Consider the following 26,997-nt stretch of genomic DNA (forward strand, 5'->3'; position numbering starts at 1 on the left):
GCACGATGGCAAGAATTACATCTGCAAATGCATTTATGGTGGACCTTGAGCCCAAGGTCGTCCGCACAGATGCGATCCAGTCGTTCAAATCGCAAGAAACGATTTTTGTTGTCTTGCGGGATGCGGATGGCGCTCGGGGTATGGGATATAGCTATACCATTGGCGATGGGGGCGCGTCGATCCTTGCGCTTTTGAAGGAAACACTGTTGCCGCGATTGATGGGGCAGGAGGCGGACCGGATTGAGGCGATTTGGCAGGATCTTTTGTTCTGTTCACACGCGACAGCCGTTGGGCCGATCATGTCGCTTGCGCTTGCGGCAATTGATACTGCCCTTTGGGATATGCGCGGCTGCAAGACCGGTCTTGCACTTCATGTTCTGGCCGGTGGGGCAAAGACCTCGGTGCCGATGTATACGACCGAAGGTGGCTGGCTCCATCTACCGCCCGAGGCACTGGCTGAGGATGCAAAGGCCGCGAAGGCAACCGGATTTTTGGGATCAAAGGTCAAGATCGGAACGCCATCAATCGCAGGTGATACCGCGCGCCTTGAGACGGTGCGCATGGCACTGGGTGATGAATATGAAATCATGACTGACGCCAACCAATCGATGACAGCTGCAGAGGCGTTGCGGCGTGTTCCGATGCTTGAGCGGCTAGGTATTGCATGGTTCGAGGAACCTTTGCCATCCGACGATATCGCGGGGCATAGACGCCTTCAGGCGCAATCGCGTGTGCCGGTTGCGGTTGGCGAGAGCCTTTATAGCCCGGGCCAGTTTGCTGATTATGTTGCCGCCGATGCCTGCGGGATTGTGCAGGCCGATGTGGCACGGGTGGGTGGAATCACGCCATGGCTTAAAATCGCGCATATGGCCGAAGCGCATAACATTGCAATTTGTCCGCATTTCTTGATGGAGTTGCATGTGAGCCTTGTCTGTGCCGTGCCGAACGCGCCGTGGCTCGAATATATCCCACAGCTTGAAGATATTGCGTCGCCGATGGCACGCGATGGCGGGCGGGCGCTTGCGCCAGAGCAGCCGGGGCTTGGCATTGACTGGGATCACGACAAGCTTGCCGCATTGACAGTTGCAGGCAGTGCTTTTGAGATAAGGGAGAGGGCGCAATGATCCGTCATGGACAACTGATCGGAATTGGTGCCGAGGCCATCGCCGAATACAAGCGTATCCATGCTGATGTTTGGCCCGGGGTCCTTGCCAAGATTTCAGCATGTAATATCCGCAACTATTCGATCTTCCTAAAAGAACCGGAAAACCTGCTTTTTGCCTATTTCGAATATGTCGGTACTGATTTTGCTGCTGATATGGCGAAGATGGCGGCGGATCCTGAGACGAAGCGTTGGTGGACGGTGTGTCAGCCGATGCAGCGTCCGCTTGAGAGCCGCACAGAGGGAGAATGGTGGGCGGAGATGGAGGAGGTGTTTCACCATGATTGATCTGCGCCAAACCGTTGATATGCCAAAGACGCCGACCCCAGTTGTGATTTTCGGCGCGGGTTCCATTGTTACGGATGCACATCTTCCGGCCTATCGCGATCTGGGAGTACCCGCTGTGGGGATCTTTGATCCGGATATACAAAAAGCCGAAAAGGTCGCGATAAAATGGGGCACACGAGCGTTCAATACGCTTGAGGAAGCTGTGGCGCAGGATGGGACGATTTATGATCTTGCTGTGCCGCCTTCGGCCATTGCTGACTTGCTTGAAGTGTTACCTGACGGTGCTATTGCGATTATCCAAAAACCGTTGGGCTCTGATTTGGCTGAGGCCGACCGTATTATATCGGTTGTGCGGCGCAAGGGTATCAAGGCTGCGGTCAATTTTCAGCTTCGCTTTGCACCGATGGCGTTGGCACTTAAGGACGCGGTTGGTCAGGGACTTCTGGGCGAACTTGTTGATTTTGACGCTTGGTTGGCACTTGATACGCCATGGCATTTATGGAAATTCCTTGCCGATCTGCCGCGCGTCGAGATTCTTTTGCATTCGATTCATTACCTTGATTTCGTGCGGGACCTATTCGGAAATCCGAAAGGCGTCCATGCGCGCACTGTTGGTCATCCTGGCTCAAGCGTTTCGAACACGCGTAGTGCCATGATCCTCGACTACGGTGATCAGATACGTTGCAATCTTTCCATTAATCATAACCACGCTTTCGGTCGGAAATTCCAAGCCTGCGAGTTTCGCATTTGCGGAACAAAGGGGGCTGCTTATCTGAAACTTGGCGTCAATCTTGACTACCCGAAAGGCGAACCAGATGAGCTGTGGCTGAACACGGATGGGGAATGGCGACAGATTCCCCTTGTCGGTGATTGGTTTATTGCGGCGTTTCATGGTCGTTTCGCTCAGGTTCAGCGCTTTGCTTCTGGCCTTGATGCGGTGCTTGAAGGTTCTGCCGAAGACGCATGGCATACGATGGCATTGGTCGAGGCAGCTTATGAAAGTTCTGCGGCCCCCATGCATCCGATCAAGGAGGCCCCCAGTGCTTGAACAAGTCAAATATTACGAAGATTACGAGATTGGAGAGGCGCGCAAGACTGTCGGACGGACGATCACGGAAACCGATTTCGTCGTTCATGCCGGGCATTCCGGGGATTTTTTTCCCCATCACCTTGATGCAGAGTTTTGCAAGACGCTTCCATTTGGCCAACGCATTGCGCATGGAACCATGGTGTTTACCATCGGTGTTGGATTAACCGCGACAATCATTAATCCGGTGGCCTTTTCCTATGGCTACGACCGCATGCGGTTTATCAAGCCGGTATTCATTGGCGATACGATTAGATCGCATGTCGAAATCCGTGCAAAAGAAGTGATGGAAAAACGGCCCGGCTATGGACGGGTGACGGAACGTTTGACGGTTACCAACCAGAAGGATGAAGTCGTACTTGTCGCCGATCACATCTATATGGTGGAGATGAGGTCATGACCGCGCCGTTTCTTCTTTTGCATCCGAATGACAATGTGCTTGTTGCCCGTACTTTAGCGCCCGAGGGGACCAAGGTGGAGCTTGCAAGTGGGGCTATCAAGCTTGCGGGGGCGATCCCGCTTGCGCACAAGATCGCGTGTCGTGACATCGCCGTGGGTGAGCGCATTCTGAAATACGGAATGCCGATTGGGATCGCGACCGAAGACATACCTGCAGGTAGCCATGTCCATATCCATAATATCCGCTCGGCCTATACGCCGACCTATGCGCTTGACGATGCGAACGGTCTGAGTGAAGGGGGGACACAATGACAGAAGAATTCACAGGCTATCTTCGTTCAGATGGTCGCAAGGGCATTCGGAACTCGATTGTCGTTGCCTATCTTGTGGAATGCGCACATTTCGTTGCCTCGAAAATTGTTGCAGGTTTCGATGGTGAAGACGTTCAACTCATCGGATTTCCCGGCTGTTTTCCCAACGAATATGCGGCCCGTGTGATGGCACAGCTTTGTACGCATCCGAATGTGGGGGCGGTGCTTTTTGTGTCTCTTGGCTGTGAAAGTTTTGACAAGGTGCGTGCTTCGCATGCCGTTTCGGGTTCAGGGCGTCCGGTCGAAACGCTTGTGATCCAAAAGGCCGGAGGCACGGCAAAAACCGTCGAGACGGGACGTGCATGGGTGCGTTCAGCCCTTGGTGAAGTGGCAAAAGTTGACCGCGTTCCAATGGGAGTCGACGAACTGGTGATTGGCACGATTTGCGGTGGTTCGGATGGGACTTCGGGCATTTCCGGTAATCCGGCGGCGGGTAAGGCTTTTGACCTTTTGATTGCCGAAGGGGCCGCCTGTATTTTTGAAGAAACGGGTGAACTGATCAGCTGCGAAGAGATTATGGCAGAACGTGCCGTGACACCGGAACTTGGTAACGAATTGCGGGCCGCAGTGCAGAAGGCGGAGCGCTATTACGCAACATTAGGTTATGGATCCTTTGCGGCGGGTAATGCTGCCGGAGGTCTTTCGACAATTGAGGAAAAGAGCCTTGGTGCTTACGTTAAATCTGGTGACAGTCAGATTTCTGGCCTTATCAAACCTGGTGATGTCCCGCCCAGAGGGGGGCTTTATCTGATGGATGTGGTGCCCGATGGCGAGGTGCGCTTTGGCTTTCCTAATATTTCAGATAATGCCGAAATCGTCGAGATGATCGCAAGTGGTGCGCATCTGACCCTTTTCGTTACAGGTCGCGGGTCTGTCGTGGGTTCGGCGATCTCGCCAGTGATTAAAATCTGCGCCAACCCCGATACCTATCGTGCGCTTGAGGGCGATATGGATGTTAATGCCGGGGACATCATTGAAGGTCGACGTTCAATCGATGACGTTGGGCGCGAAATCCGCGATCTGGTCATTTCTGTTGCTAAGGGTGCGGAAACCAAATCCGAAGCTTTGGGGCATAGGGAATTCATTCTGACATACAAAACATTCGACCCAATCGGGCCTTCGTGCCTGCCGGTGGTTTGAGGAGGAAATATGAGAAGACTTGAAGGAAAACTCTGTTTGGTGACAGCCGCGGGTCAGGGCATCGGGCGCGCATCGGCCGAACGCCTGGCCGCCGAGGGTGGGCGCGTGATCGCGACCGACGTCAATGAAGCTGCTCTGGCCGAGCTAGATGCAATCGAGGGCATCGAGGCAAAGAAGCTTGATGTCACAGATAAATCAGCAATCACGGCGCTGATTGCCGAAGTGGGGCCTGTAGATGTGTTGTTTAACTGTGCGGGCATTGTGCACAGCGGCACGATCCTTGAGGCGACAGAAGACGAATGGGACTTTGCATTCGAACTGAACGTGAAGTCACAGTTTCGTCTGATCCGTGCCGTGCTTCCGGGGATGCTTGAAAAAGGCAAGGGATCAATCATCAACATGTCCTCGGTTGCAGGGCCTGTAACCGGGCCGGTAAATCGTCTGGTTTATTCTGCATCGAAGGCCGCTGTTGCTGGCATGACACGTGCGATTGCAAATGATCATGTCACGCAGGGTGTGCGCTGTAATGCCATTGCGCCAGGAACCGTGGATAGTCCGAGCCTGCATGAACGGTTGCGGGCAACGGGGGATTATGACGGTGCGCTGAAAGCCTTTATCGCCCGTCAACCGATGGGCCGGATTGGCAAACCCGAAGAGATCGCGGCATTGGTGGCTTATCTTGCCTCGGACGAGAGCGGGTTTACGACTGGTGTCGTTCATGTTGTCGATGGTGGCTGGACCGCCTGATCAGAATTTCACGAAAGGAATAAAAATAGCATGAAATTCGCACGTTATGGAGAACGCGGGGCCGAAAAGCCGGCACTTGTCGATGCCAATGGCAACCTGCGTGATCTATCTGGGCATGCCGATGATATCGCCGGAGATGTTCTTACCCGTCTTGACACATTTAAATCAATCGATCCTGAGACGCTTCCGCTTGTTGAAGGTAATCCGCGGATTGGTGCTTGCGTTGGGCAGACCGGAAAATTCATCTGCATTGGCCTGAACTATGCCGATCACGCCGCGGAATCGGGTATGGAGGTGCCGCCTGAGCCGGTTATTTTTGCAAAATATACGTCGGCAATCTGTGGCCCAAACGATCCGATTATCATTCCGCGTGGGTCGGAAAAGACGGATTGGGAAGTGGAATTGGGCTTCGTTATCGGGAAAAAGGCGAAATACGTCTCTGAGGCGAATGCGATGGATCATGTCGCAGGTTTCTGTTTGATCAATGACGTCTCAGAACGTTCCTATCAGATAGAGCGTGCGGGCCAGTGGTCGAAGGGCAAGTCTTCGGACAATTTTGGTCCTACGGGGCCTTGGCTGGTGACACCTGATGAGGTTGGTGATTTTGATAAGCTTGGCATGTGGCTTGAGGTAAATGGTGAGCGTGTTCAGGATGGGTCGACGGCAACGATGGTCTATCGTGTGCCGCATTTGATTTCATATTTGTCACAATTCTTCACGTTGCATCCGGGCGATATCATTTCGACAGGGACGCCTCCGGGGGTTGGTCTTGGTTTCAATCCGCCGCGCTACCTTAAGGCGGGGGATGTGGTCGAGCTTGGGATCGATGGCCTCGGCACCCAACGGCAGGTTTGTGTAAACGACGACTGATCCTCTTTCGTCTGGAAACAAAAAAGCGCGGCTCATCACAAGGCCGCGCTTTTTTGATGTACTGATGCATTACCAGCCGGTTTCAAGAAGTTCGTTCGCATCGCCAAGTTCGGGGGCTGCGCGTGAGGACGCGGGCCGAATGCCGTCAATCCGCAGCGGGAGTTTGGTTGTTTTCATTTCGACGTCACCCCGTCGGATATCCTGTACCATGTCGAGAGTTTGTAAAATCCCGCTGTCGATAACCCCATCCCAATCCATCACTGGTGCTGCCCAGATGTCATTGGCGACGAATTTTTCCATCCAGTTGGCGCTTGGCAATGTTTTCAACTGTGTGGCAAGTGCGGCTTTTATCTTATCGCGTTGCTTGAAGGCATCCAGACCTGCAATATCGGATACAAGATCGGTAATTTCAGCAAGCAGGTCGAGTTTCCCCATCGCAATGGCGATATAGCCGTCGGCAGTTTCGTATACGCCATAGGGGGCAGCCAGATAGGCGTGGGCGGGATTATTCTTTGAGCGTTTTGGTGTCCGATGCCCATCGTTGAACCAAGTCGTAAGAAGTTCGAACTGAAGATCGGCAAGAACTTCGATCAGCGAGGTTTCGACATAGCCACCAATCTCTTTGGTTGCACGGCGATAGAGCAGGGCCAGTACACCATGCGCCAGTGCTGAACCGGCCAGCACATCAGCCACCGGAAGTCCCATTGCGACCGGCCCATCGTCCTGCCCCCCGGAAAGCCACATGACACCAGACCGTGCCTGGGCCAAAAGATCCTGTCCGGGCAGATCAACCCATGGACCTTCGGCGCCATAGCCTGTCACTGTGCCATAAACGACGGTGGGGTTGATCTTCTTAACGGCCTCATAGCCAAATCCAAGCCGTTCCATTACTCCCGGACGAAAGTTCTGCAAGATTACATCCGCTTCAGCGACGAGCTGTTGAAGCCGGGCTTTATCCTCGTCGGATTTAAGATCAACCGCAACAGATCGCTTATTGCGGTTGATCGCATGGAATATCGTGCTTTCTCCGCCGATCTTGGTATCGGTAAGGTAAAGATATCGGGATAAATCACCAAGTCCTGTGCGCTCGACCTTGACCACATCCGCGCCAAGGTCGGCTAATTTCAAGGCGCAATACGGTCCTGCAAGGAATTGAGAGAAATCGAGGACTTTCAGTCCCTCAAGCGGCAAAAGTTCAGTCATGCGCAGAAGCTTTCTTCAAAACGTTGCTGAAGGGCGGAAATGGCTGCGTCTGGACCTGTTTTTCCGGTGAGTGCGTCAAGCAGGACCTGAGAGCCTTCTTCTTGAAATGCCATATAGCCTGCGTGGCGCGGGCGGAGCCAAGCGGCCTCGTGGGTCATACGGGTATTGTTGTAAAGCTCACCGACGGGGGCATTCACCAATGGGTCACTCCAAGCGACAGCGTTTGCGGGTTGACCATTGTTCTCGGAATACAGCCCGCGTTGGATGTTCGCCGAAGCAACCCAAAGTGCGAATTTAGTACAAATTTCGGGATGTTTTGTTTCGGACGAAACCGCAATCCCCGTACCGCCAAGCGCCGATCCAAACGGGCCTGATGTGCCCAGAGATGGCATGTCATGGAAGGCGATGCGATGAGGCCGGTATCCTATGCGGCCATAGGGTGCGTAAAGGTAAACAAGTGGGCATAAGGCGAATTGATCCCCCTCAGCAAGGGCATCAAGGGCGGCGATCGGATCCATATCAAAACAGGCCGGATCGACCAGCGCGGCCAATGTCTGCATGGTGGAAATTACGTTGCGTGCGGCATTGAAATCAATCTGCGACTGTTGTGTCACGGGGAAGGGCGCACCTTGGTTTGCCAGCAATGTGAAAAACGACATCAGCACATGAGGAGAACGCAGAGGCCATACCACGCGCCCATTTTTTGCTTGGGCGATGACGTCATTAAACCGGGTGACGGGTTCGGTAAGAAGATCAGGTCGTAATGCTTGGACCTGACAGGCTGCGTCCACGGGCAAAGCCCATTGATGACCTTTGTAAAAATAGCTCGGGTAGCTTTTCCCAACTGTTTCGGCAAACAGTTGGGCCAGCGTATCTTCAGGGGCAAGGCGGTCAATTGGAAGCAGACAGTTCTTTTCCACCACAGCACCGACATGGGGATGGTCAATTATTATGAGGTCGTAGATGCTGGCGAGTTCCTCAACGGGCGTGCTTTCAAACCCCTGAAGTGATCGCTTGTCCCAGACAATATCTACGTCCGGATAGAGCTCGCGAAATGACGTGCTTGCGGCGACCAATGGGTCGTATCCGCGCGGATCTGACCATGTCATACCTCTGAGCTGTATTTGACCGATCATAAATATGTTTCCTCCTTTCATCACCTTAATCGTGATAATTTATAAATAAAAGAAAATTTTATATTTGATATAGTGTTGTTGAGGTCGCGGGTTAGGTTGCTATGAAATGCTTGGCCCGCATATAATGTTCACGCTGAAAAAGTGGTTTTAAAACCCTTGAGAGGAAACATGAACGGCAAGGTCGAAGTACAAACGTACGAAGAAAAATACCGCGCACCGGCATTGTCAAAAGGGCTCGATATTCTTGAGCTTCTTGCCTCTGAGTCAGATGGATTGTCGCAGATTGCGATTGCCAAGGAGCTTGGCCGCAATACTTCGGAAATTTTCCGTATGCTCATGGTGCTTTGTCAGCGTGGCTATGTAGAGCAGCGTGAAGATGATGACCGGTATTTTCTGACGACCAAGATGTTTGAAGTTGCGCATCGGCATCCGCCGATCCGTCGCCTTACCTCCATCTCGGGGGAGGTAATGCAGCGTCTTGCGAATGAGGTGAATCAGTCAATGCACCTTGCCATCATTCATTCGGGAAAAGTGCTTGTCATTGCACAGGTGGATTGCCCTGATAATAATATCACCGCTGTCCGACTTGGGGCCCAGATCAATATTTATGAGACGGCATCAGGCCGCGTGCTTGCTGCATGGATGGACCCTGCTGCGCGGGATGCTTTGCTCCAAGAGGCAGGGCTCGAAGACGAAGAAAAATACCAAGCTTTTCTGGCTGATCTGCCAAAGGTACGCGAGGCTGGTTTTTGTGAGTCTCAATCATTGACCATTGGCGGTGTTTTGAACTTGTCTGCGCCGATTTTTGATTTTTCTGGCAAGGTTGTTGCCGCCTTGACGATCCCATTCATTCAACGTCTTTCGGGGACGTCGATCGTTTCGGTCGATGAATGTCGCGAGCGTTTGGTCGCATTAAGCGCCGACATTTCACGCAGGCTTGGCGCGGGTGCGGGAAATTGAGAAAAGTGACCGTGCAAGTTAATTGGCATTAGAGGTGTTCGAATATTTTTAGGCTGCATGAAGGGCTGGCCGCTTAGGGGCGGAACCTGTTAATATTCAAATTTTTCAATGGCTTGACGTCGAATATTAGAGGTTTCAATCTATGAAGGATGGTTTTGTCTTTCCGATGAATAATACCGTCCGTTGGCTTTCTATCTGACACCTAGCCAGACCGCCGACATTAAGGGGGCCTTCATGCTCGGCGCATCGTTGCCAAAAAAGGGGCGCATGTATGCACCCCTTTTGCAGTGTTTTAACTGATTTTTTTGAAGTCAGTGACTTATCATCCAGGGGCGCGCAGATGGGAACGTCTTGCTGCCGTCCGGGCGATAGATCGCCTTGGACTTCTTTTTGTTTCCACCACAACAGGAACAGCCCGGGCCATGGCCGTTGCCCTGTTGTTTACTGCTTTTTGGTTCGTGTGACGCCCGTTCGTTGGTAAAGGACGCGTGACGTCGTCCTGCATCCATCATGGCATAGTTTGGCACAGTCAGGATTGCGCGTGGCGCCATTTGACCACAATCGGGACAGGTGCAGGGCTCGGCCGATTGCGCCATTGGGCGGGTTTCGGTAAATGCCCCGCAGGACGTGCATTCATAATCGTAATAAGGCATGGCTGTTTTCCTTGTGCCAAGGGCAATACTGACTGTGGCCTATGTGATCAGAGATCAGGTGCCAGTGGCACATCGATCTTGCCATCGAGATATTTGATCGGACCATCTGACCCCGGCATGATATCGAACTCGAAAATGTCGGTCGGCAACCAGAGTGTCGCGCAGGCATTTGGAATATCGACGACACCCGATATATGGCCCTGTACCGGGGCCGTGCCCAGAATGGCGTAGGCTTGTGCGCCGGTGTATCCGAACTTCTTAAGATATTCGATGGCGTTCAGGCATGCCTGACGATAGGCAATATGAACGTCGAGGTAATGCTGTGTGCCTTGTTCGTCGACAGAGATACCTTCGAAGATCAGATAGTCATCGTATTTCGGGACGATGGGGGATGGTTTGAAGATCGGGTTTTTGACCCCGTATTTCTGCATGCCGTCTTTGAGTATCGAAACCTTGATGTGCAGCCAACCCGCCATTTCAATGGCACCGCAGAAGGTGATTTCGCCATCACCCTGACTGAAATGAAGATCGCCCATCGAAAGGCCCGCGCCGTCGACATAAACAGGGAAGTAAACTTTCGCACCACGCGAAAGGTCTTTGATGTCACAGTTCCCACCATGTTCCCGTGGCGGAACCGTGCGCGCACCTTCGGCAGCCGCCTTGTCACGATCTTCACCTTTCAAGCTGCCCATATGGGCGCTGGTGCCGCCATCTGGCAGCGCGGCCAGTTCGGGAATACGGTCCGGGTCGGTAGCGACCAGGGCCTTTTCGCGGGTATTCCACATATCAAGCATCTTTTGATCGGGCAGACAGCCGATCAGGCCGGGATGGATCAATCCGGCATATTTAACGCCCGGTACATGGCGCGAACTGGTGAACATGCCATGGAAGTCCCAGATTGATTTCTGGGCTTCGGGGAAATGTTCGGTCAGGAACCCGCCGCCATTTTGTTTGGAGAAAAAGCCATTGAAACCCCACAGGCTGTTATCAAACGTGCCGATATCCAGAATTTCAACTTCCAAAAGGTCGCCCGGTTTCGCGCCTTTGACCCCGATCGGGCCGGATAGAAAGTGAACCTGTTTAAGGTCGACATCACGGACATCGGTCGCATCGTCGTTATTTTTGATTTGCCCGCCGGTCCAGTCATAGGTCTCGACGCGGAAATCATCCCCCGGCTCAACCCAGCAAGCCATCGGAATATCCGGATGCCAGCGGTTGTGGATCTTTTCATTGGTATACGGGGATTCGGCAAGATCAACCTTGATAAGAGTATCAACCATAATAAAACTCCCTGATATAGAACGTGGATTTTAAAGGCCCCGGTCAAACTGACAGGAACGCCGAGACTTTCTTTTCATCAATGCCCGCACGTGGGCTTTCGTGAACAAATTCGCCTTTTTCGATCACCAGCACACGGTCGGCCATGTCGAGCGCGAAGCTCAGAACCTGTTCTGAGACGACAATCGACAGACCCATCTCGTCGCGGATGCGGCGTAGTGTTCTGGCCATTTCCTTGATGATCGATGGCTGAATGCCTTCGGTGGGTTCATCCAAAAGCAAAACTTTGGGGTTCGATGCCAAGGCGCGAGCAATGGCAAGTTGCTGTTGCTGCCCGCCGGAAAGGTTCCCGCCCCGCCGATCTTTCATTTCGAGAAGGACCGGGAACAGTTCATAGATAAGGGCTGGAACTTCTTTCTGGCCGGTAACGGTCAGGCCGGTTTCGATGTTTTCGCGCACTGTCAGTGCGGGGAAAATCATGCGTCCTTGTGGCACATAGGCCAGACCATTCGCGACGCGTTGGTAGCTTTCCAGACCTTCAAGCAAGGCATTACCGATTTTTACCGAACCGCTTTGGGACGGTATGATCCCGATCAGGGATTTCATCAGCGTGGTTTTACCCATGCCATTGCGGCCCATGATTGCAACGATTTCACCAGGGGCGACGTCCAATGACAGGGCGTTGATCACCTGGCTCTGACCGTAGGCGACGTTAAGTTTATCGACCGATAACATGACTGTCCCTCCTAGTGACCGAGATAGACTTCGATGACTTTCGGATCGTTTTTGACCCGATCCATCGAACCTTCGGAAAGAACCTTGCCCTGATGCAGGACGGTGACGCGATGCGCGATGTCTTCGACGAATTTCATGTCGTGTTCGATCACGATCACGGAATGTTTCTTGATGATGGTGTTCAGAAGTTCGGCGGTTTTTATTCGTTCGGAAACGCTCATTCCGGCGACCGGTTCATCAAGCATCAAAAGTTCCGGGCTTTGGATGAGCAACATGCCGATTTCAAGCCATTGCTTTTGGCCATGGCTCAGGATGGCAGCATCTGTATCGAGATGATCTTTAAGGAAAATCATCTCGGCAATTTCCTCGACCCGATTAATTACCTCGGCATCACGGCGAAAAGTAAGTGCGCCAAGCACGCTTCGCCCGCGTGGAAAAGATAGTTCAAGGTTCTCGAATACGGTCAAATCTTCATAGATCGACGGGTTCTGAAACTTGCGTCCGACACCGGCATGTACGATTTCATGTTCGCGCAAATTGGTCAGTTCCGTGCCACGAAACTGTATCGAGCCTTCTGTCGCCCGGGTTCGCCCGCAAATCAGGTCAAGAACTGTGGTTTTACCGGCTCCGTTCGGACCGATGATCACCCGGATTTCGTTTTCTTCGACATAAAGCGACAGATCATTGACCGCTTTAAAGCCATCAAAGGAAACGGTCAGCCCCTCGATGCTCAGCAGGAACTCCTTGGGTTGTGCAACATCCATGATGTCGATCCTCCTTTATTCTGCTGCGGGGCGGGGTTTGCGAACCTTGCCAATCCGAAAGATTGAAAGCCCGCGGATGACCAGTGGTTCGATATGCTGGCGGAACAATCCGGCGACCCCTTCGGGGAAGACCATGACAACGGCGATGAATAGTCCGCCCATGGCAAACAGCCATAGTTCCGGGAAGCTTTCAGAAAGGGTGCTTTTCGCGGCGTTGACCAGTAGGGCGCCGTAGATCGCGCCAAAGATCGACAATCGACCGCCAACGGCACAAAAGATCACCATTTCAATTGACGGTACGATGCCAACAAACGATGGCGACATGAAACCGACCTGCAGGGTAAACATGGCCCCGCCAATCGCCGAAAATGCTGCCGCCAGACAGAAGATGAAAATCTTGAAATTGGCGACGTCATAGCCCGAGAACCGGACCCGGTCTTCCTTGTCGCGCATGGCGATAAGAAGTCGGCCGAATTTTGAAACACGGACGAGTTGCGCCAAAATCAGCGACCCCAGCAAAAGAGCGACACAGGTAAAATAGAAAACGTATCGCGCATTATCTGAGCGGATATCCCACCCCAGGAGAGTGCGCAGATCCGTGATGCCGTTGACCCCGCCGGTATAGCCTTGCTGGCCGATGATCAGGATGGTCAGGATGGCGGCAATGGCCTGGGTGATAATCGCGAAATAGACCCCCCCCACGCGGCGTTTGAACATTGCCACACTGATGATGAAAGCCAGTGCGACAGGGACGGCAATGATCGCGAACAGGGTGAAGGTAAAGGAATGGAAGGGCTCCCACCAGAATGGCAGGGAAGTCAGTTGGTTCCAGTCCATGAAATCGGGAATACCGGGCGTGGACTGGATGGCGGTTGCTTCGGGGGTAGATGACTCGAGCTTAAGGAACATCGCCATGCAATATCCCCCAAGGCCAAAGAAGATGCCCTGGCCAAGGCTAAGGATGCCGCCATATCCCCAGCAAAGGACGAGACCGAGCGCGACAAAGGCATAGGTCAGGTATTTGCCGATCAGGTTCAGGCGGAAATTGTCAAAGACGGTCGGGAAAACCACGGCGAGAATGAAGGCGAGAATGGCAAAGTAAATCCATTCACGCTTGCGAAACAAAAACAGTGCAGGAGACATTTCTTCATCCTCCTCAACGACGGATCTTAAGAGTGAACAGACCCTGTGGACGCAGCATCAGGATCCCGACGACAGTCAGTAGAGTCAGAACCTTGGCCATCGATCCACTGAGGAAAAACTCGATGGTGGATTGTGCCTGGGAGATGGTGAATGCCGATGCAATGGTGCCGATCAGGCTGCCTGCACCGCCAAAGACAACGATCAGGAAGGTATCAACGATATACAGCTGTCCGGCGGTTGGGCCGGTGGATCCGATCATGGTGAAGGCCGATCCGGCAATCCCGGCAATGCCGCAACCCAGACCGAATGTCAGGCGATCCACCATTTTGGTGTTGATGCCCACTGCCCCGGCCATGGTGCGGTTTTGAACAACGGCGCGCATGCTTTTGCCCCACTTGGACCGGAACATGGCAAGATAAACACCGATGGTAATCAGGAAGGTCAGGCCCATGACGAACAGGCCATTGATCGGGATTTCGATGATGTCGGTCAGTGCGATCGACCCCATCAGCCAATCCGGCAGAGTGACGCCGACTTCACGCGCACCAAATACCGACCGGTAAACCTGTTGAAGGATCAGAGATACCCCCCAGGTCGCAAGCAATGTATCGAGTGGCCGACGATATAAAAACCGTATCAATCCCCATTCGACCAGCATTCCCAGCAGGAAGGATGCCGCGAAGGCCAAAATCATCGCGAAGAAGAAGTAGATTGAAAACAGAGATGGCAAATATTCGCTGAAGAAATGCGAACAGAGATAGGTCATATAGGCGCCGAGGATCATGAATTCCCCATGGGCCATATTGATCACGCCCATTTGGCCAAAAATGATCGCCAGTCCCAGTGCCATCAGGACAAAAACCGAGAACAGTGTCAGCCCGGAAAAACCCTGCATGGCCAGAATGGATGTAAATTCAGTGTATGTGTAGTCGCCGATCATTGTCGCCTCACCACGGTTACCGGTTGGAATGACAAGTCACCCAAAAAGGGTCGCCATCCCGGCCGAGAAACCGGGATGGCGTGGTGCAAACCAAGGACTTATTGGTAGCCTTCCGGGAACGGATTGGGCTCGATCAAATCCTCGGTCTCGTAGATGACGTCGAACTGGCCATCTGTGCGTGCATGACCGATGCGGGTGCGGGACCACAGATGATGGTTTTCGTGGATACGAACGTATCCTTCGGGGGCGGTGGTAAGTTCGATGCCCGGCGATGCTTCGCGGATCTTGTCGATGTCAAAGCTGCCTGCTTTTTCAACGGCGGCCTTCCAAAGCCAGGGGCCGAGATAGGCGGCCTGTGTTACGTCGCCAATGACGCTGTCGTCACCCCACATTCCTTTGAACGAGGAAACGAAAGCCTTGTTGTTGTCATTGGGGAGGCTTTCGAAATATTTCATCGAAGCATAGGCACCCGCGATGTTTTCGCCGCCAATCCCAAGAACTTCATCCTCGGTGACTGAAATCGTCAGCAGCAGCGGTTTTTCTTTCGACATGTCGATACCGGCTGCTTTGAGCTGTTTGTAGAAAGCAACGTTGGAACCACCAACGACGATGGCGTAAATGACATCAGGTTTTTTGAGCTTGATCTTGTTGATTACCGAGTTGAACTGGGTGTGACCAAGCGGATAATATTCTTCACCGGAAACTTTCAGGCCCAGTTTTTCGATATGTTTGCGGGCGATCTTGTTCGCCGTACGCGGCCAGATGTAATCCGAGCCCAGAAGATAAAAGGATTTCGCGCCCTTTTCGCGCACGACCCAGTCAATCCCGGCAATGATCTGTTGGGTCGCTTCCTGACCGGTGTAGATCACGTTGGGGGATTCTTCGAGGCCTTCATAGAAGGTCGGATAATACAGCATCCCGTTATATTGTTCGAAGACAGGCAGAACAGCCTTGCGTGACGCCGATGTCCAGCAACCGAAAATGGCTGCGGTCTTGTCTTCGACCAGAAGCTTTTTGGCCTTTTCGGCAAATGTTGGCCAATCAGAGCCGCCGTCTTCCTGAATGAACTCGATCTTGCGTCCGAGAACACCGCCTGATGCGTTGATTTGTTCGATGGCCAGTTTTTCGGCCTCGACTGAACCGGTTTCACTAATGGCCATTGTGCCGGTAATCGAATGCAGGATGCCAACCTTTACGGTGTCATCGGTAACCGCCAAGCCGGTGGTGTTTGCAACGGCGGTTGCGACTTCCTGTGCCTGAAGCGGGGACGTTGCGAAGCCGAAGGCAGGAAGAACAGCCATACCGGCCAGCAGCGCCCTGCGTGTTATGGAAAATGGAGAGGTCATGTTCTGTCTCATTGCGAAGCCTCATTCTGACATTTGATTTTTTAAGCAGTGCTGGCTTCTTTGAGTGCCAACTGCGATCTAGTTCGTCAGAGATTTTGCAACGCAACAATCGGGCATTTGACGTATATGCCATGGGGCATTTTACCCCTACCATTGACAAAGGCTGAAATTCAAAGCGCCATAATGGTCTGTAAAATAGATATTTTTTACGAATTTTAGGCTTGGGTGTTCCGGCGGAAATTATCGACACAAGATATGCCCGGAACAACCATACGGGGAAAATGCTGGAATTTTCGGGAATGTGCTATGGTGCACGCGGGAGAATATCGCATTTGCGAAAAGCAGGGCGGGGCTTAAGGCAGTGGGAACAACAATCAGAATTCCACGCATAAGGCGGACCTATAACCGCTGGGTGGCGAACCAGACACTCGAAGATTATGCGTTGCGCTTTACCGCTTACAAGGTACGGCGCTTTTCAAGCTGGCGCATTGCCAATACGGCAATCGGGGCGGTGTCTTTTCTTGCGCTAGAGGCGATTGGCGGTTCGATCACCTTGAATTACGGGTTTGAGAATGCCTTTCTGGCGATTATCGTTGCTGCGGTGATCATTTTCCTGATGGGTGTTCCGATTTCCTATAACGCGGCGAAGTTCGGGGTCGATATTGATTTGCTCAGCCGCGGGGCTGGTTTCGGGTATATCGGGTCCACCATCACATCGTTGATCTATGCCAGCTTTACCTTCATCTTTTTCGCCATCGAAGCAGCCATCATTGCGACCGCACTTGAATTATGCGCCGGAGTGCCGGTTTCGCTGGGCTATATCATCAGCGCGTTGGTAATCATTCCACTGGTGACGCATGGCGTAACCTTTATCAGTCGGTTTCAAGCTTGGACCCAGCCATTCTGGGTGGTTTTGCAAATCGCGCCCTTTGTCTTCATTGCGATGAATAGCCATGATGCCGTTCGGCAATGGACGGGCTATACTGGGTTGCTTGGGCCGCTTGACGGTTCCTTTGCGATTGCGCCCTTTGGGGCGGCTTCGGCAGTCTTGTTTTCACTGGTGGCTCAGATTGGCGAACAGGTAGATTATCTGCGTTTCTTGCCGCGCAAAGATCATCGTAATCGGGTGGCATGGTGGACTGCGTTACTCTGTGCCGGACCAGGATGGATCGTCATCGGGGCGCTGAAAATTCTGGGAGGATCGTTCCTGGCGTTTTATGCCTTTCAGAACGGTGTGACTTTTGCCGATGCTTCCGACCCGACACGCATGTACCTTAATGTTTTTCAGGAAATGCTGGCGTCTCCTGAACTGGCACTTGGGGTGACGGGTATCTTTGTCGTCATCTGCCAGCTCAAGATCAATGTTACCAACAGTTATGCCGGATCAATCGCATGGTCGAACTTCTTTTCCCGTTTGACGCACAGCCATCCCGGACGTGTTGTCTGGCTGGTGTTCAATGTGCTGATCGGTCTGTTGCTGATGGAGTTCGGTGTCTACAAGGCGCTTGAACATATTCTGGGATTGTATTCGATTGCGGCTGTTGCGTGGATGGCCTGTATTGTTTCGAATTTGGTGATCAACAAGCCGCTTGGGCTGGCACCGCGCCATATCGAATTCAAACGTGCGCATCTGTATGATGTCAATCCGGTTGGCTGTGGCGCGATGTGCATTGCCATTTTGCTGGCGTTGCTTGCCTATTCCGGTTTGTTCGGGGATGTGATTTCAAAACTGTATTCCTATGTGGCGCTGATATCTGCTTTTGCGCTGGTTCCGATCATCGCAGTTCTGACCAAAAGCCGGTATTATCTGGCACGTAGTGCTGCGACAGAATGGGCAATCGGGGAAACCGAGGCATGCTGTATTTGTGAACACCGGTTTGATCGCGAAGATATGGCACATTGCCCGGCCTATTCCGGGCCGATTTGTTCGCTGTGCTGTTCACTTGATTCACGATGCCATGACATGTGCAAGCCCCATGGCCGGTTTTCGGGCCAAATACGGGCATTTGCGACAACCCATTTTTCAGCCGGAGTTGGTAAATGGGTCAACACAAGGATCGCGCATTATCTGGGGATGTTGCTGACGGTTACCGGAGTTTTGGGGTTGGCTTTTTGGCTGATTTATTTTGAAACCCGGATTGATATCAGAACTCCGCCCGACATTATCGGACTGACACTGACCAAGCTGTTTGTCATCATTTTTGTGATTTCGGGAATTGTCGTCTGGCTGTTTGTTCTTGCCCAGGAAAACCGCCGCTTTGCTGAAGAAGAAGCAAGACGCCATACCGGTCTTTTGATGGATGAAATTGCGGCCCATAATGAAACGGATCGCCAGCTTAAGCAGGCAAAGGAAGCGGCTGAGTCTGCCAATCTGGCTAAAAGTCGTTACATGGTGGGATTAAGCCATGAGTTACGCACACCGCTCAGTGCAATTTTGGGATATGCGCAGTTGCTTGAACGGCAATCGAACGGGCAGCCGCCCTATATTCATAATGCCGCCCAGACGATCAAGCGCAGTGGCGAACATCTGGCTGGCATGATCGAGGGATTGCTTGATATTTCAAAGATCGAAGCCGGGCGTTTGGAAATTTACCGCTATAAAGCGGCCTTGCGACCCTTTCTTGATCAGATTGTCGATATGTTTACCCTGATGGCGCAAAGCAAGGGAATTGCGTTTGATTTTCAACCGATTTCCCAAATCCCATCTTATGTCTACACCGATGAAAAACGTCTGCGACAGGTGTTGATCAACCTGTTGTCAAATGCCATCAAATTCACCCATCGTGGGACAGTCAGTTTTTCAATCCGCTACAGCAATCAGATTGCAACATTTGAAATTCGCGATACCGGGATCGGCATTGACGCCAAGGATATTGATCGCATCTTCCTGCCTTTTGAACGTGCTGAACAGCCGTCTGATATCGAGCAGACACCGGGTACGGGGCTTGGCCTGACAATTACCAAGCTTTTGGTCGATATCATGGGCGGGGAACTGGTCGTGCAAAGTGAGCCGGGCAAGGGGACGTGTTTTACTATTCGCATGATGCTGTCTTCAACCGGCGAACCAGATAAGAAAGAGCGGTTGTACCAGTCGATAACCGGCTATGCCGGGCCACGGCGGACCATTCTTGTTGCCGACGACGATGCCGATCAGCGGGCCCTTCTTGAAGATACCCTGCTGCCACTGGGGTTCAATGTTGTCTCGACCACAGACGGGCATGCTTGTTTGTCCAGTATTGCTCTGAACCGGCCAGACGTGATCATCCTTGATATTGCGATGCCTGGGTTGTCTGGCTGGGAAGTTGCCAAACGTGTGCGTCAGGGCATGGACTTTAAGGTGCCAATCCTGATGCTTTCAGCTGATGCGGGCAGTGAACGCACTAAACCCGAATATAAACAGCTTCATGATGCCTATCTGGTCAAACCGTTTGTTCTTGATGATTTGTTTGATCGTCTTGCTACGCTGATGTCGCTGTCTTGGGCATATGACGATGCAGCTGATGGGGCGGTCGTTATTCCCGATATATGCTTTGATGATCACGAAATTCCCCCACCGGAAAAACTCCGTCAACTGGCGACTTTGGGCCAGATCGGTTTTGTCCGCTCCATCGAAGTGACTTTGAAAGACATCGAGGTCTCTCACCCCGATACAGTCAGATTTTGCCAACACATGCTCAAACTCACCAAATCCTTCCGTCTGAAGGATTTCCTTGCCGCGATTGAGGAGGTCGGACAGGAAAATGTCTGAGTCGCATGTACAAACCGATATTCTGGTGGTTGATGATTCACCAGATACCCTGACCATGTTAACCGATGCCCTGCGTTTTGAAGGCATGAGCGTTAAGGTAGCCACCAGTGGAAGACAGGCTTTTGGGTTGGTCGAAACCGAAATCCCCGACATCGTCCTGATGGATGCAATGATGCCGGGGCTTGATGGCTTTGAAACATGCCGTGTCCTTAAATCGGAAAAGGGCTGCGAAGATGTTCCGGTTATCTTCATGACTGGTTTTCGCGAAAGCGAGCATGTTGTCCGTGCCTTGGCCTCAGGTGGTGTTGATTTCGTCGCAAAGCCGGTCATTCTTGATCAGCTTTTTGCGCGTATTCGCGTTCATTTAGCCAATGCACGTCGTGCGCGCTCGGCACGAAAGGCGTTGGATTCTACCGGGCGGCGTATTGTTGCGTGTGATTCTTCGGGGGCTATTTTGTGGGCGACACCACAGGCGGGTGAATTGATGCGTTATGCCGGCCTGCGCTGCGATGAAGCGGCCCGGCTTCCGTGGGAAATCGTTGACCATCTTTTGCAGGATGCGGTTGACATTAATAGTGATGCCAGCAGGGGCAGTTTTCGGTTTTCGCGCAATGGTGCTGATATCGAGTTTCGCCTTCTTGATGAGGGTGAGGGGGCTGAAAAGCTGATTCGTCTTATCGACGGTCAAAAAGGATCCGACGAGGAACAGCTGGCTTCCGCCTTTAATTTGACCTTCCGAGAAGCAGAAGTTTTGCTTTGGGTGACACATGGTAAGTCGAACAAGGAAATTGCCGAAATTCTTGATATGTCACCGAGAACAGTAAACAAGCATTTGGAGCAGGTTTTCATCAAGCTTGCCGTTGAAAACCGAACTGCCGCTGCGACAATGTCTGTACGCATACTTTGGCGAGATTAGGTTGTTGCTGTGATTGTGTCGATATTCAGGTGAGCTCTTTTGCGTGAATGGCATTGTCACGTTAACGACCGTTTGGGTCTACTTTCGGTTTTTCCACGGCTATCGAGGTGTTGAAGATATTGGCTGATTAACATGACAATGTCCGGATCTAAGCATCTGAACTTGTTCTATCGAAATACAAAGCCCTCGCAAGAGCAAGGGCTTTGTACGCAGCCTTTGTCAGATCATTTTTCACTTCTAATGCGGGCCAGAATTTCTTCTGCGATGTCTTGTCTGACTTTACCAATAGATTTTAATTCGTTGGCAACCTGATCTATTTCTGGGCCGGTCGCCCCGACCATAAGGGCGACGTTTTGCGCATGAAGCGCCATGTGCCCCTTTTGGATGCCTGTGGTGGCAAGCGCACGCATGGCGCCAAAGTTTTGGGCAAGACCAACAGAAACGATTATGCGGGCCAAAGCGTCGGCTGTTTTTACCCCTAAAATATTCAGGTTGGCCTGTGCCGTGGGATGGATTTTGGTGGCTCCGCCAATCAGGCCGACCGCCATTGGCATTTCCAGAATGCCAACCAAATTTCCGTCGGCGTCTTTTTCCCAACGTGACATGGAACGATACCAACCGTCACGTGCCGTATAGGCATGCGCCCCGGCTTCGATTGCGCGGGTGTCGTTTCCGGTTGCCAGAACCACGGCGCTGACACCGTTCATGATGCCTTTGTTATGTGTTGCCGCACGATAAGGGTCGGCATCTGCGAAATAATATGCCGATAGCATATCATCGCGGACCTGTTCGCCACCAATCTCGTCCAGAAGCCAGACCGCCCGTGCCCGAACAACCCGCCGGTCGGCAAGGTTTGTGAGGATACGCAAAATACTGCGTGCTTTGGTCCATTCCTCTAGCCTCGGCGCAAGCGCCTCGGCCATGCTGTTGACAGCATTGGCCCCCATGGCATCGCGTGTATCGACGATAATGTGGACAATGGTCATCGGACCTTCGGCAGTGTCGATAACCCGGATATCGAGGTCACGGAAACCACCGCCGAATTTCAGAAGCAGCGGATCAACAGTGTCACAGATCTCTTTGATTTCGTCGAAACGTTCGAGAACTTTCAGGCGCACGTTTTCAGGGTCGGTCGCACCGACAAGCTGAATTTGAGCCGCCATGATCGGGCCGCTGGTCGAGGTTTTAAAACCCCCGGTGCTTCTGCAACGTTTGGCCGAATTGCACACCGCGGCGATGACAGATGATTCTTCGGTTGCCATCGGGACCAGCATTTCCTGGCCGTCGACAATCATGTTGGTCGCGATCCCGATTGGAATGGCCATGCTTGAAATTGCATTCTCGACCAGACGATCTGCCAGTGTGATTTGACCCGATGCCGCCGCTGACAGGACGTCAACGTATTCTTCTTTCAGGTCGGCCTGTTGTGCGACGGCGCGCAGACGCGCCTCGGGTGGCATCTTGTGAAGGCCTTCAATGCGGGATGATTTGAGGTTGCTCATAGGACGTCCTGCTATTCGTTATTTAAACATGGATTGGGGGAGCCAGAGCACAAGCTCGGGGAAAATGACGCAGATCAAAATGCCAAGCGCCTGAAGCGCGATGAAAGGCACGATGGCGCGATAGACTGTTCCCATGCCGATATTCGGCGGCAAGACACCTTTCATATAAAAAAGCGTGTAGCCGAAAGGCGGCGATATATAGGCCATCTGGGCCGATACAAGAAACAGGACGCCAAACCACAATCGATCGAAACCGAGAAAATCGATCACGGGAAGAAAGACCGGTACGCACAGAAGAATGATCCCGATTTCATCAAGGAACATGCCCAGAAAGAACAGAATGCCAAGCATTGTTGCCAGAACGATCCATCGGCTGGCGTCCAGATTTTCGATAAAGCCAAGCAGGAAATCCGCCCCGCCGGTACCGGTGAAAACGGCGACAAAGGCACGTGCCCCTATGGTGATCCACAGGATCATTGTCGTCACCTTGACGACATCCAATGCAACGCCGGTAATCAGTTCCCGGCCAAAGCGCCGCTCAATGATGGCCGAAATCATAGCCAGGGCCACACCGACGGCGGCGGCTTCGGTGGGGGTGGCGATCCCCATGTAAATGGTACCAAGGACACCAACGATAATCAGCAACGGCAAGATAAGCGAACGTAGCGACGCAATTCGTTCGGGCCATGTTGCTGGTTGTTCATCAAGCGGCCTTGGGGCGACCGATGGCTTAAATGTGGCCCTGAGAACGATATAGGCAATGTAAAGCGACGCCAGAAGCAACCCCGGTGCAATACCGGCAATAAACATCTGTCCAATGGATGCCTGGGCTGTTACCGCATAGACGATGGTAATGACCGACGGTGGGATAAGAATGCCCAGCGTCCCCCCGGCGCAAATTGCGCCAATCGCCAGTTCGGGGTCGTATTTGCGTTTAAGCATCGATGGCAATGCCAACATGCCCATTGCAGCAACCGCAGCACCGACAATCCCGGTCATCGCCGCAATGATGGTACAGATCACAATGGTTCCGACGGCGAGACCGCCGGGAAGGCGGCGCGACCATAGCTCCATCGCTTTGTAAAGGCTTTCGATCACACCGGATCGTTGCAATGTGCTGGCCATCATGACGTAAAGCGGGATCGCCAGCAGGGATTCCGATGTCATGGTCGAAAACAGATTGAGAACTGTAATCGAAAGGGCCGAAGTGCCCCAAAGGGCGACCGTGAAGACCACGGCGAGCGCCCCCAGCGTAAAGGCGAGCGGTACACCTGTCAGGAGCAACCCGATCAGGCTGGTGAACATGACCGCAAGGACAGCTATGGATGTCATGCGCTGTGTTCCTTTTGAACATCATTTTGTGCATCAGGCTGGCGCACAACATTGATGATTTCGACGATCGCTTGGGCGCAAAGCATGACAAATGCAAAGGGAACAATAAATTTCAGCCACCATATTGATGGGTTCCACGCGGAAAAGCTGGTTTCGGCCATTCCATAGGAACTTGTCGCCAGCGGCCAGCTTACGGCGGCCAGTAAAGCCGCAAAGGCCGCGATGACAGTATTGGCAAAAATTTCGGCTGCACGGCGTTTCCAGCCGGTCAGGTTTGCGCTGAGAATATCAACCGCGACGTGATATTTCAGATGCAAAAGATAGGGACCGGCAAGCATGAAATGCGGGCCAAAAACCAGTGTGCTGGCTTCCATTGCCCAAACGGTCGGCGCATCAAATACATATCGTGCGACCACCTCGTAAAGCAGCATCGGAACAACCGAGAAGATAATCGCAGCGGCGAGTACGAACAGTACCCGGTTCGTGCCGGTTATGATGGTGCAAAAGAATGTCATATGGATACTGGTCGCATTCCTGTGAGGAAGAACAGGGGGAGGGCGCGGGCGAAGCTGATTTTTTCGCCCGCGCTATCAGATTGCCGGTTTTAAAGCAGGCCGAGCGACGTCATAAATGCGATCTGGCTATCGAGTATTTTGGTTGCCAGTTCGTCATCTTTTGTTGCTTTTTTCCATGCTTCGACGGCTTTCAGACGGGCTGCAAGAATATCACCTTGATCGAGTTGAATGATTTCGACGCCTTGTTCCTCGTATTTTTTGAGAACGTGAACGTTTTGCACAAGAATATGCTGGCGCAGCGATCCTGATATTTCACGGGCAGCAACCGCAAGGGCGGCTTTGAAGGAGTCTGGAAGGGCATTATAGGCAGCCGTATTCGCGACATAACTGGTCGCGGTTGTCGGCTGATGAACGCCGGGCAGAATGATATATTTGGCGACTTCGCCCAAACCGGCTTCGTAGTTTGCTGTCAGGTCGCCGCGATCGGCAAAATCGATAAGGCCTTTTTCCAGACCGGAATAAACCTCGGATGTTGCCATCGGTGTGACAGAAACACCAAGCTCGGCCATGACAGCCGCAGCAAGCCCGACGAAACGGCCCTTTTTACCGGCCATGTCTGCGATTGTTTCCATTCGGACTTTCGAATGGATGGGTTCTTCGCCATAGACTGTTGGCGCGATATAGAACAGCCCGGCCTTGGCATAGGCTTCGCGTGCCCAATCCAGCCCACCTTGTTCGTAGAACCATGCTTCGTATTGATCTGATTCGGGAAATCCGAAGGGGATCGTCGATGTGAAGGCAAATGACGGGATTTTTCCGGCTTCGTATCCATCAAATGTTTTCATCATCTGGAAGGCGTTTGAACGCACGGCGTCAAAGGCCTGACTTGCAGGGACAAGTTGGCCGGCGGAAAACAGCGTGATCTGGAACCTGTTGTCGGTCAGTTCCGCCACACGTTCCACAAAACGCTTTTCAAATTCAAAAGGGGTTGTACCGGCATCCCAAAGTGCCTGCATACGCCACTGGATAGCATCCTGTGCGCGAACCGCCGAGGGCAGAGCAAGAGCTACACCACCAAGACCGGCACCAACCAAAAGGCTGCGTCTGTTCATTTTAATCATAGTCGTCCTCCCGTTTATGGATTTATTGTTTATTGGTTGAAACTGTCCTAGAATCTTAGGGAACAATCAAGGGACAGATAACGGGAAAAATTCCATGACTGTCCCAGTAAAATGAAGGGACGGTTGTCCGCATGTCACAGGGCCAACGGACTTCGCGGGTTGATCGCATTGTTTTACACGTTAGCGGGCTTCTGGAGGCAGGTGCCTATAAAGCGTTTGAGCGATTGCCGTCTGTACGTCAGGCCGCCATTGAATACGACGTTTCGAAAAACACGATGGCAGAGGCATATGACCGTCTCGTTGCGCGGGGATTGCTTGAGGCGCGACCGGGGTCGGGATATTACGTTGCGCAATTTCGTCCTCCTACACCGGCGCAACCCGCACCCCATATCGTTGCCGCAGTTGATCATGTGTCGCTGCTGCGTGAACAATTGGATCAACATTACGAGGTACGCCCCGGCGATGGGCGCCTTCCGACGGCGTGGACAGAGGGCGCGGAATTACGGCGTTATTTTACGAATTTCAAGGTGGCCACTTCCAATCCGGTTGATTTCGGATATGGCAGCCCGTGGGGGTATGGCCCGTTGCGCGAGCGCCTGAGGGTGCTTCTTATGGACCGGTCGATTGCGGCCCAGCCCGATGGTCTGCTTTTGACGCATGGGATAAATCATGGGCTGGACCTTATTGTGCGGCATCTGATTGAGCCGGGCGATACGGTCTTTGTCGATGACCCGGGCTATTATCCGCTTTTTGGCAAGCTTACCCTTGCGAAAGCGGAAATTGTTGGTGTGCGTCGAAACCACGACGGACCTGATCTTGATGACCTGAAAGCCAAACTGGCGGTACATCGGCCGAAAATATTCTTCACACAATCCCATGCCCACAACCCGACAGGCAGTTCACTTTCCCCCTCTGTGGCATTTGGCTTGATGCAACTTGCAGAACGCTGGGGGTTTCTTTTGGTCGAGAACGATGCGCTTGGTGATCTTCTTCCGGCGACCTTGCCGCGATTGGCGGCTCTTGATCAGTTAAAGCACGTCGTTTACGTCGGCACCTTTTCCAAAACGCTGTCGGCAAGTTTGCGGTGTGGGTATGTTGCCGGGCATCCATCGATTATCCGCGCCTTGAACGACATAAAGATGATCACGTCGGTTGCATCGTCGGCTTATGTCGAGCGGTTTGTCTTTAACCTTATTCAGGAAGGGCATTATTTGCGGCACTTGCGGCGGCTTAAGTCCCGCGTACAAGAAGCCTATAATACCACCTTTTCCCAATTGGAAGAGATCGGCCTGAAGGTACGGCAAAGTACAATACCGGGGTTTTATCTTTGGGCAGAGTTTCCTGAAACGGTAAACGAACTGGAAATGTGTCAGGCAGCAAGCAAGGAAAGAATTTTTATCGCTCCGGGTTCTGTCTTTTCACCCAATCGTAAAACACGCAACTTGCCTGCTATGAGGGTCAATATTGCCAATGGTAGCGATCCGCGTTTCATCGATTTCTTGACGAGGTTTTTAAAAAATCAATAGAGCAGGTGAATGGGAGGTAGCGTTCAATGTTTTGGCGGCATTGTCACGTTAACTGGTCAAGATATTCATGACGTCGGACCCGAACGTCGTATTAGGCAGATGCTGCGGTGTACCA

25 protein-coding genes are annotated in these 26,997 nt (G+C 52.5%); 12 read left to right on the forward strand and 13 right to left on the reverse strand.

What is annotated here, in order from left to right:
• Nucleotides 1-5: 5 nt before the first annotated feature.
• Genes TALK_RS03250 through TALK_RS03285 form a run of 8 tightly spaced genes read left to right on the forward strand, consistent with a single transcriptional unit; the run spans nt 6 to nt 6,064 of the window.
• A complete protein-coding gene (locus tag TALK_RS03250) occupies nt 6-1,124 on the forward strand; it encodes a mandelate racemase/muconate lactonizing enzyme family protein (RefSeq protein ID WP_085615841.1) in 1,119 nt (372 codons plus the stop codon).
• Nucleotides 1,121-1,450, forward strand: coding sequence for an L-rhamnose mutarotase (locus TALK_RS03255; RefSeq protein ID WP_085615842.1), 330 nt, complete (start codon nt 1,121-1,123; stop codon nt 1,448-1,450). Before TALK_RS03250 ends, TALK_RS03255 begins: the two co-directional genes overlap by 4 nt.
• On the forward strand, nt 1,443-2,498 hold the full coding sequence (locus tag TALK_RS03260; RefSeq protein ID WP_085615844.1) for a Gfo/Idh/MocA family protein: 1,056 nt from the start codon (nt 1,443-1,445) through the stop codon (nt 2,496-2,498). The genes TALK_RS03255 and TALK_RS03260 overlap by 8 nt, the downstream gene beginning before the upstream one ends.
• Nucleotides 2,491-2,937 carry a MaoC family dehydratase gene (locus TALK_RS03265; RefSeq protein ID WP_211274764.1) on the forward strand — a complete coding sequence of 149 codons (447 nt, stop codon included), beginning with the start codon at nt 2,491-2,493 and terminating at the stop codon, nt 2,935-2,937. Before TALK_RS03260 ends, TALK_RS03265 begins: the two co-directional genes overlap by 8 nt.
• The gene (locus TALK_RS03270) at nt 2,934-3,248 is read left to right on the forward strand and encodes a UxaA family hydrolase (RefSeq protein WP_085615848.1); all 315 of its coding nucleotides are present in this window, start codon (nt 2,934-2,936) and stop codon (nt 3,246-3,248) included. The genes TALK_RS03265 and TALK_RS03270 overlap by 4 nt, the downstream gene beginning before the upstream one ends.
• Nucleotides 3,245-4,447: a UxaA family hydrolase gene (locus tag TALK_RS03275; RefSeq protein WP_085615850.1), complete on the forward strand. Its 1,203-nt coding sequence runs from the start codon at nt 3,245-3,247 to the stop codon at nt 4,445-4,447. The genes TALK_RS03270 and TALK_RS03275 overlap by 4 nt, the downstream gene beginning before the upstream one ends.
• Nucleotides 4,448-4,456: 9 nt before the next feature.
• Entirely contained in the window at nt 4,457-5,194 is a 738-nt protein-coding gene (locus tag TALK_RS03280) for an SDR family oxidoreductase (RefSeq protein WP_085615852.1), read from the forward strand.
• Between the two features lie 30 nt (nt 5,195-5,224).
• Nucleotides 5,225-6,064, forward strand: a complete 840-nt coding sequence (locus tag TALK_RS03285; protein ID WP_085615854.1) for a fumarylacetoacetate hydrolase family protein — start codon at nt 5,225-5,227, stop codon at nt 6,062-6,064.
• A gap of 69 nt (nt 6,065-6,133) precedes the next feature.
• On the opposite strand, the gene TALK_RS03290 is transcribed toward TALK_RS03285, so the two are convergent.
• Together TALK_RS03290 and TALK_RS03295 are read right to left on the reverse strand one after the other, a co-directional pair.
• Entirely contained in the window at nt 6,134-7,267 is a 1,134-nt protein-coding gene (locus TALK_RS03290; RefSeq protein WP_085615856.1) for a CaiB/BaiF CoA transferase family protein, read from the reverse strand.
• Nucleotides 7,264-8,403 carry an extracellular solute-binding protein gene (locus tag TALK_RS03295; RefSeq protein ID WP_085615858.1) on the reverse strand — a complete coding sequence of 380 codons (1,140 nt, stop codon included), beginning with the start codon at nt 8,401-8,403 and terminating at the stop codon, nt 7,264-7,266. The genes TALK_RS03290 and TALK_RS03295 overlap by 4 nt, the downstream gene beginning before the upstream one ends.
• A 168-nt stretch (nt 8,404-8,571) precedes the next feature.
• On the opposite strand from TALK_RS03295, the gene TALK_RS03300 reads away from it, so the two are divergent.
• Nucleotides 8,572-9,363, forward strand: coding sequence for an IclR family transcriptional regulator (locus tag TALK_RS03300; protein ID WP_085615860.1), 792 nt, complete (start codon nt 8,572-8,574; stop codon nt 9,361-9,363).
• A gap of 311 nt (nt 9,364-9,674) precedes the next feature.
• Here TALK_RS03300 and TALK_RS03305 read toward each other — a convergent pair whose 3' ends face one another.
• From TALK_RS03305 to urtA, 7 genes are all read right to left on the reverse strand, one after another.
• The gene (locus TALK_RS03305) at nt 9,675-10,016 is read right to left on the reverse strand and encodes an FmdB family zinc ribbon protein (RefSeq protein ID WP_085615861.1); all 342 of its coding nucleotides are present in this window, start codon (nt 10,014-10,016) and stop codon (nt 9,675-9,677) included.
• Nucleotides 10,017-10,063: 47 nt separating this feature from the next.
• Nucleotides 10,064-11,296 (reverse strand): formamidase, encoded by a 1,233-nt coding sequence (gene fmdA / locus TALK_RS03310; RefSeq protein ID WP_085615863.1) that lies wholly within the window; start codon nt 11,294-11,296, stop codon nt 10,064-10,066.
• A 43-nt stretch (nt 11,297-11,339) separates the two neighbouring features.
• Complete coding sequence (gene urtE / locus TALK_RS03315; protein ID WP_085615865.1) at nt 11,340-12,029, reverse strand: urea ABC transporter ATP-binding subunit UrtE; 690 nt, start codon at nt 12,027-12,029, stop codon at nt 11,340-11,342.
• Nucleotides 12,030-12,040: 11 nt separating this feature from the next.
• The gene (urtD, locus tag TALK_RS03320; protein WP_211274765.1) at nt 12,041-12,793 is read right to left on the reverse strand and encodes an urea ABC transporter ATP-binding protein UrtD; all 753 of its coding nucleotides are present in this window, start codon (nt 12,791-12,793) and stop codon (nt 12,041-12,043) included.
• 15 nt (nt 12,794-12,808) lie between these two features.
• Entirely contained in the window at nt 12,809-13,936 is a 1,128-nt protein-coding gene (urtC, locus tag TALK_RS03325) for an urea ABC transporter permease subunit UrtC (RefSeq protein WP_085615869.1), read from the reverse strand.
• Between the two features lie 13 nt (nt 13,937-13,949).
• Nucleotides 13,950-14,876 (reverse strand): urea ABC transporter permease subunit UrtB, encoded by a 927-nt coding sequence (urtB, locus tag TALK_RS03330; RefSeq protein ID WP_085615871.1) that lies wholly within the window; start codon nt 14,874-14,876, stop codon nt 13,950-13,952.
• 98 nt (nt 14,877-14,974) lie between these two features.
• Nucleotides 14,975-16,222: an urea ABC transporter substrate-binding protein gene (gene urtA / locus TALK_RS03335; protein ID WP_425444016.1), complete on the reverse strand. Its 1,248-nt coding sequence runs from the start codon at nt 16,220-16,222 to the stop codon at nt 14,975-14,977.
• A gap of 412 nt (nt 16,223-16,634) precedes the next feature.
• Here urtA and TALK_RS03340 point away from each other — a divergent pair, with 412 nt between their 5' ends.
• Together TALK_RS03340 and TALK_RS03345 are read left to right on the forward strand one after the other, a co-directional pair.
• On the forward strand, nt 16,635-19,970 hold the full coding sequence (locus tag TALK_RS03340) for an ATP-binding protein (protein ID WP_211274766.1): 3,336 nt from the start codon (nt 16,635-16,637) through the stop codon (nt 19,968-19,970).
• Entirely contained in the window at nt 19,963-20,886 is a 924-nt protein-coding gene (locus TALK_RS03345; RefSeq protein ID WP_085615877.1) for a DNA-binding response regulator, read from the forward strand. The genes TALK_RS03340 and TALK_RS03345 overlap by 8 nt, the downstream gene beginning before the upstream one ends.
• Before the next feature lie 224 nt (nt 20,887-21,110).
• Here TALK_RS03345 and TALK_RS03350 read toward each other — a convergent pair whose 3' ends face one another.
• The 4 genes from TALK_RS03350 to dctP form a co-directional block, all read right to left on the reverse strand.
• Nucleotides 21,111-22,388, reverse strand: a complete 1,278-nt coding sequence (locus TALK_RS03350) for a hydroxymethylglutaryl-CoA reductase, degradative (protein WP_085615879.1) — start codon at nt 22,386-22,388, stop codon at nt 21,111-21,113.
• An 18-nt stretch (nt 22,389-22,406) separates the two neighbouring features.
• A complete protein-coding gene (locus TALK_RS03355; RefSeq protein WP_085615881.1) occupies nt 22,407-23,720 on the reverse strand; it encodes a TRAP transporter large permease in 1,314 nt (437 codons plus the stop codon).
• Entirely contained in the window at nt 23,717-24,235 is a 519-nt protein-coding gene (locus TALK_RS03360) for a TRAP transporter small permease subunit (RefSeq protein ID WP_085615883.1), read from the reverse strand. The genes TALK_RS03355 and TALK_RS03360 overlap by 4 nt, the downstream gene beginning before the upstream one ends.
• Nucleotides 24,236-24,324: 89 nt before the next feature.
• Nucleotides 24,325-25,347, reverse strand: coding sequence for a TRAP transporter substrate-binding protein DctP (dctP, locus tag TALK_RS03365; protein WP_245829644.1), 1,023 nt, complete (start codon nt 25,345-25,347; stop codon nt 24,325-24,327).
• A 140-nt stretch (nt 25,348-25,487) separates the two neighbouring features.
• On the opposite strand from dctP, the gene TALK_RS03370 reads away from it, so the two are divergent.
• Nucleotides 25,488-26,882 carry an aminotransferase-like domain-containing protein gene (locus TALK_RS03370; protein WP_085615887.1) on the forward strand — a complete coding sequence of 465 codons (1,395 nt, stop codon included), beginning with the start codon at nt 25,488-25,490 and terminating at the stop codon, nt 26,880-26,882.
• Nucleotides 26,883-26,997 lie beyond the last annotated feature (115 nt).

The sequence above is a fragment of the Thalassospira alkalitolerans genome (assembly GCF_002115745.1).
GTDB classification, from domain to species: domain Bacteria; phylum Pseudomonadota; class Alphaproteobacteria; order Rhodospirillales; family Thalassospiraceae; genus Thalassospira; species Thalassospira alkalitolerans.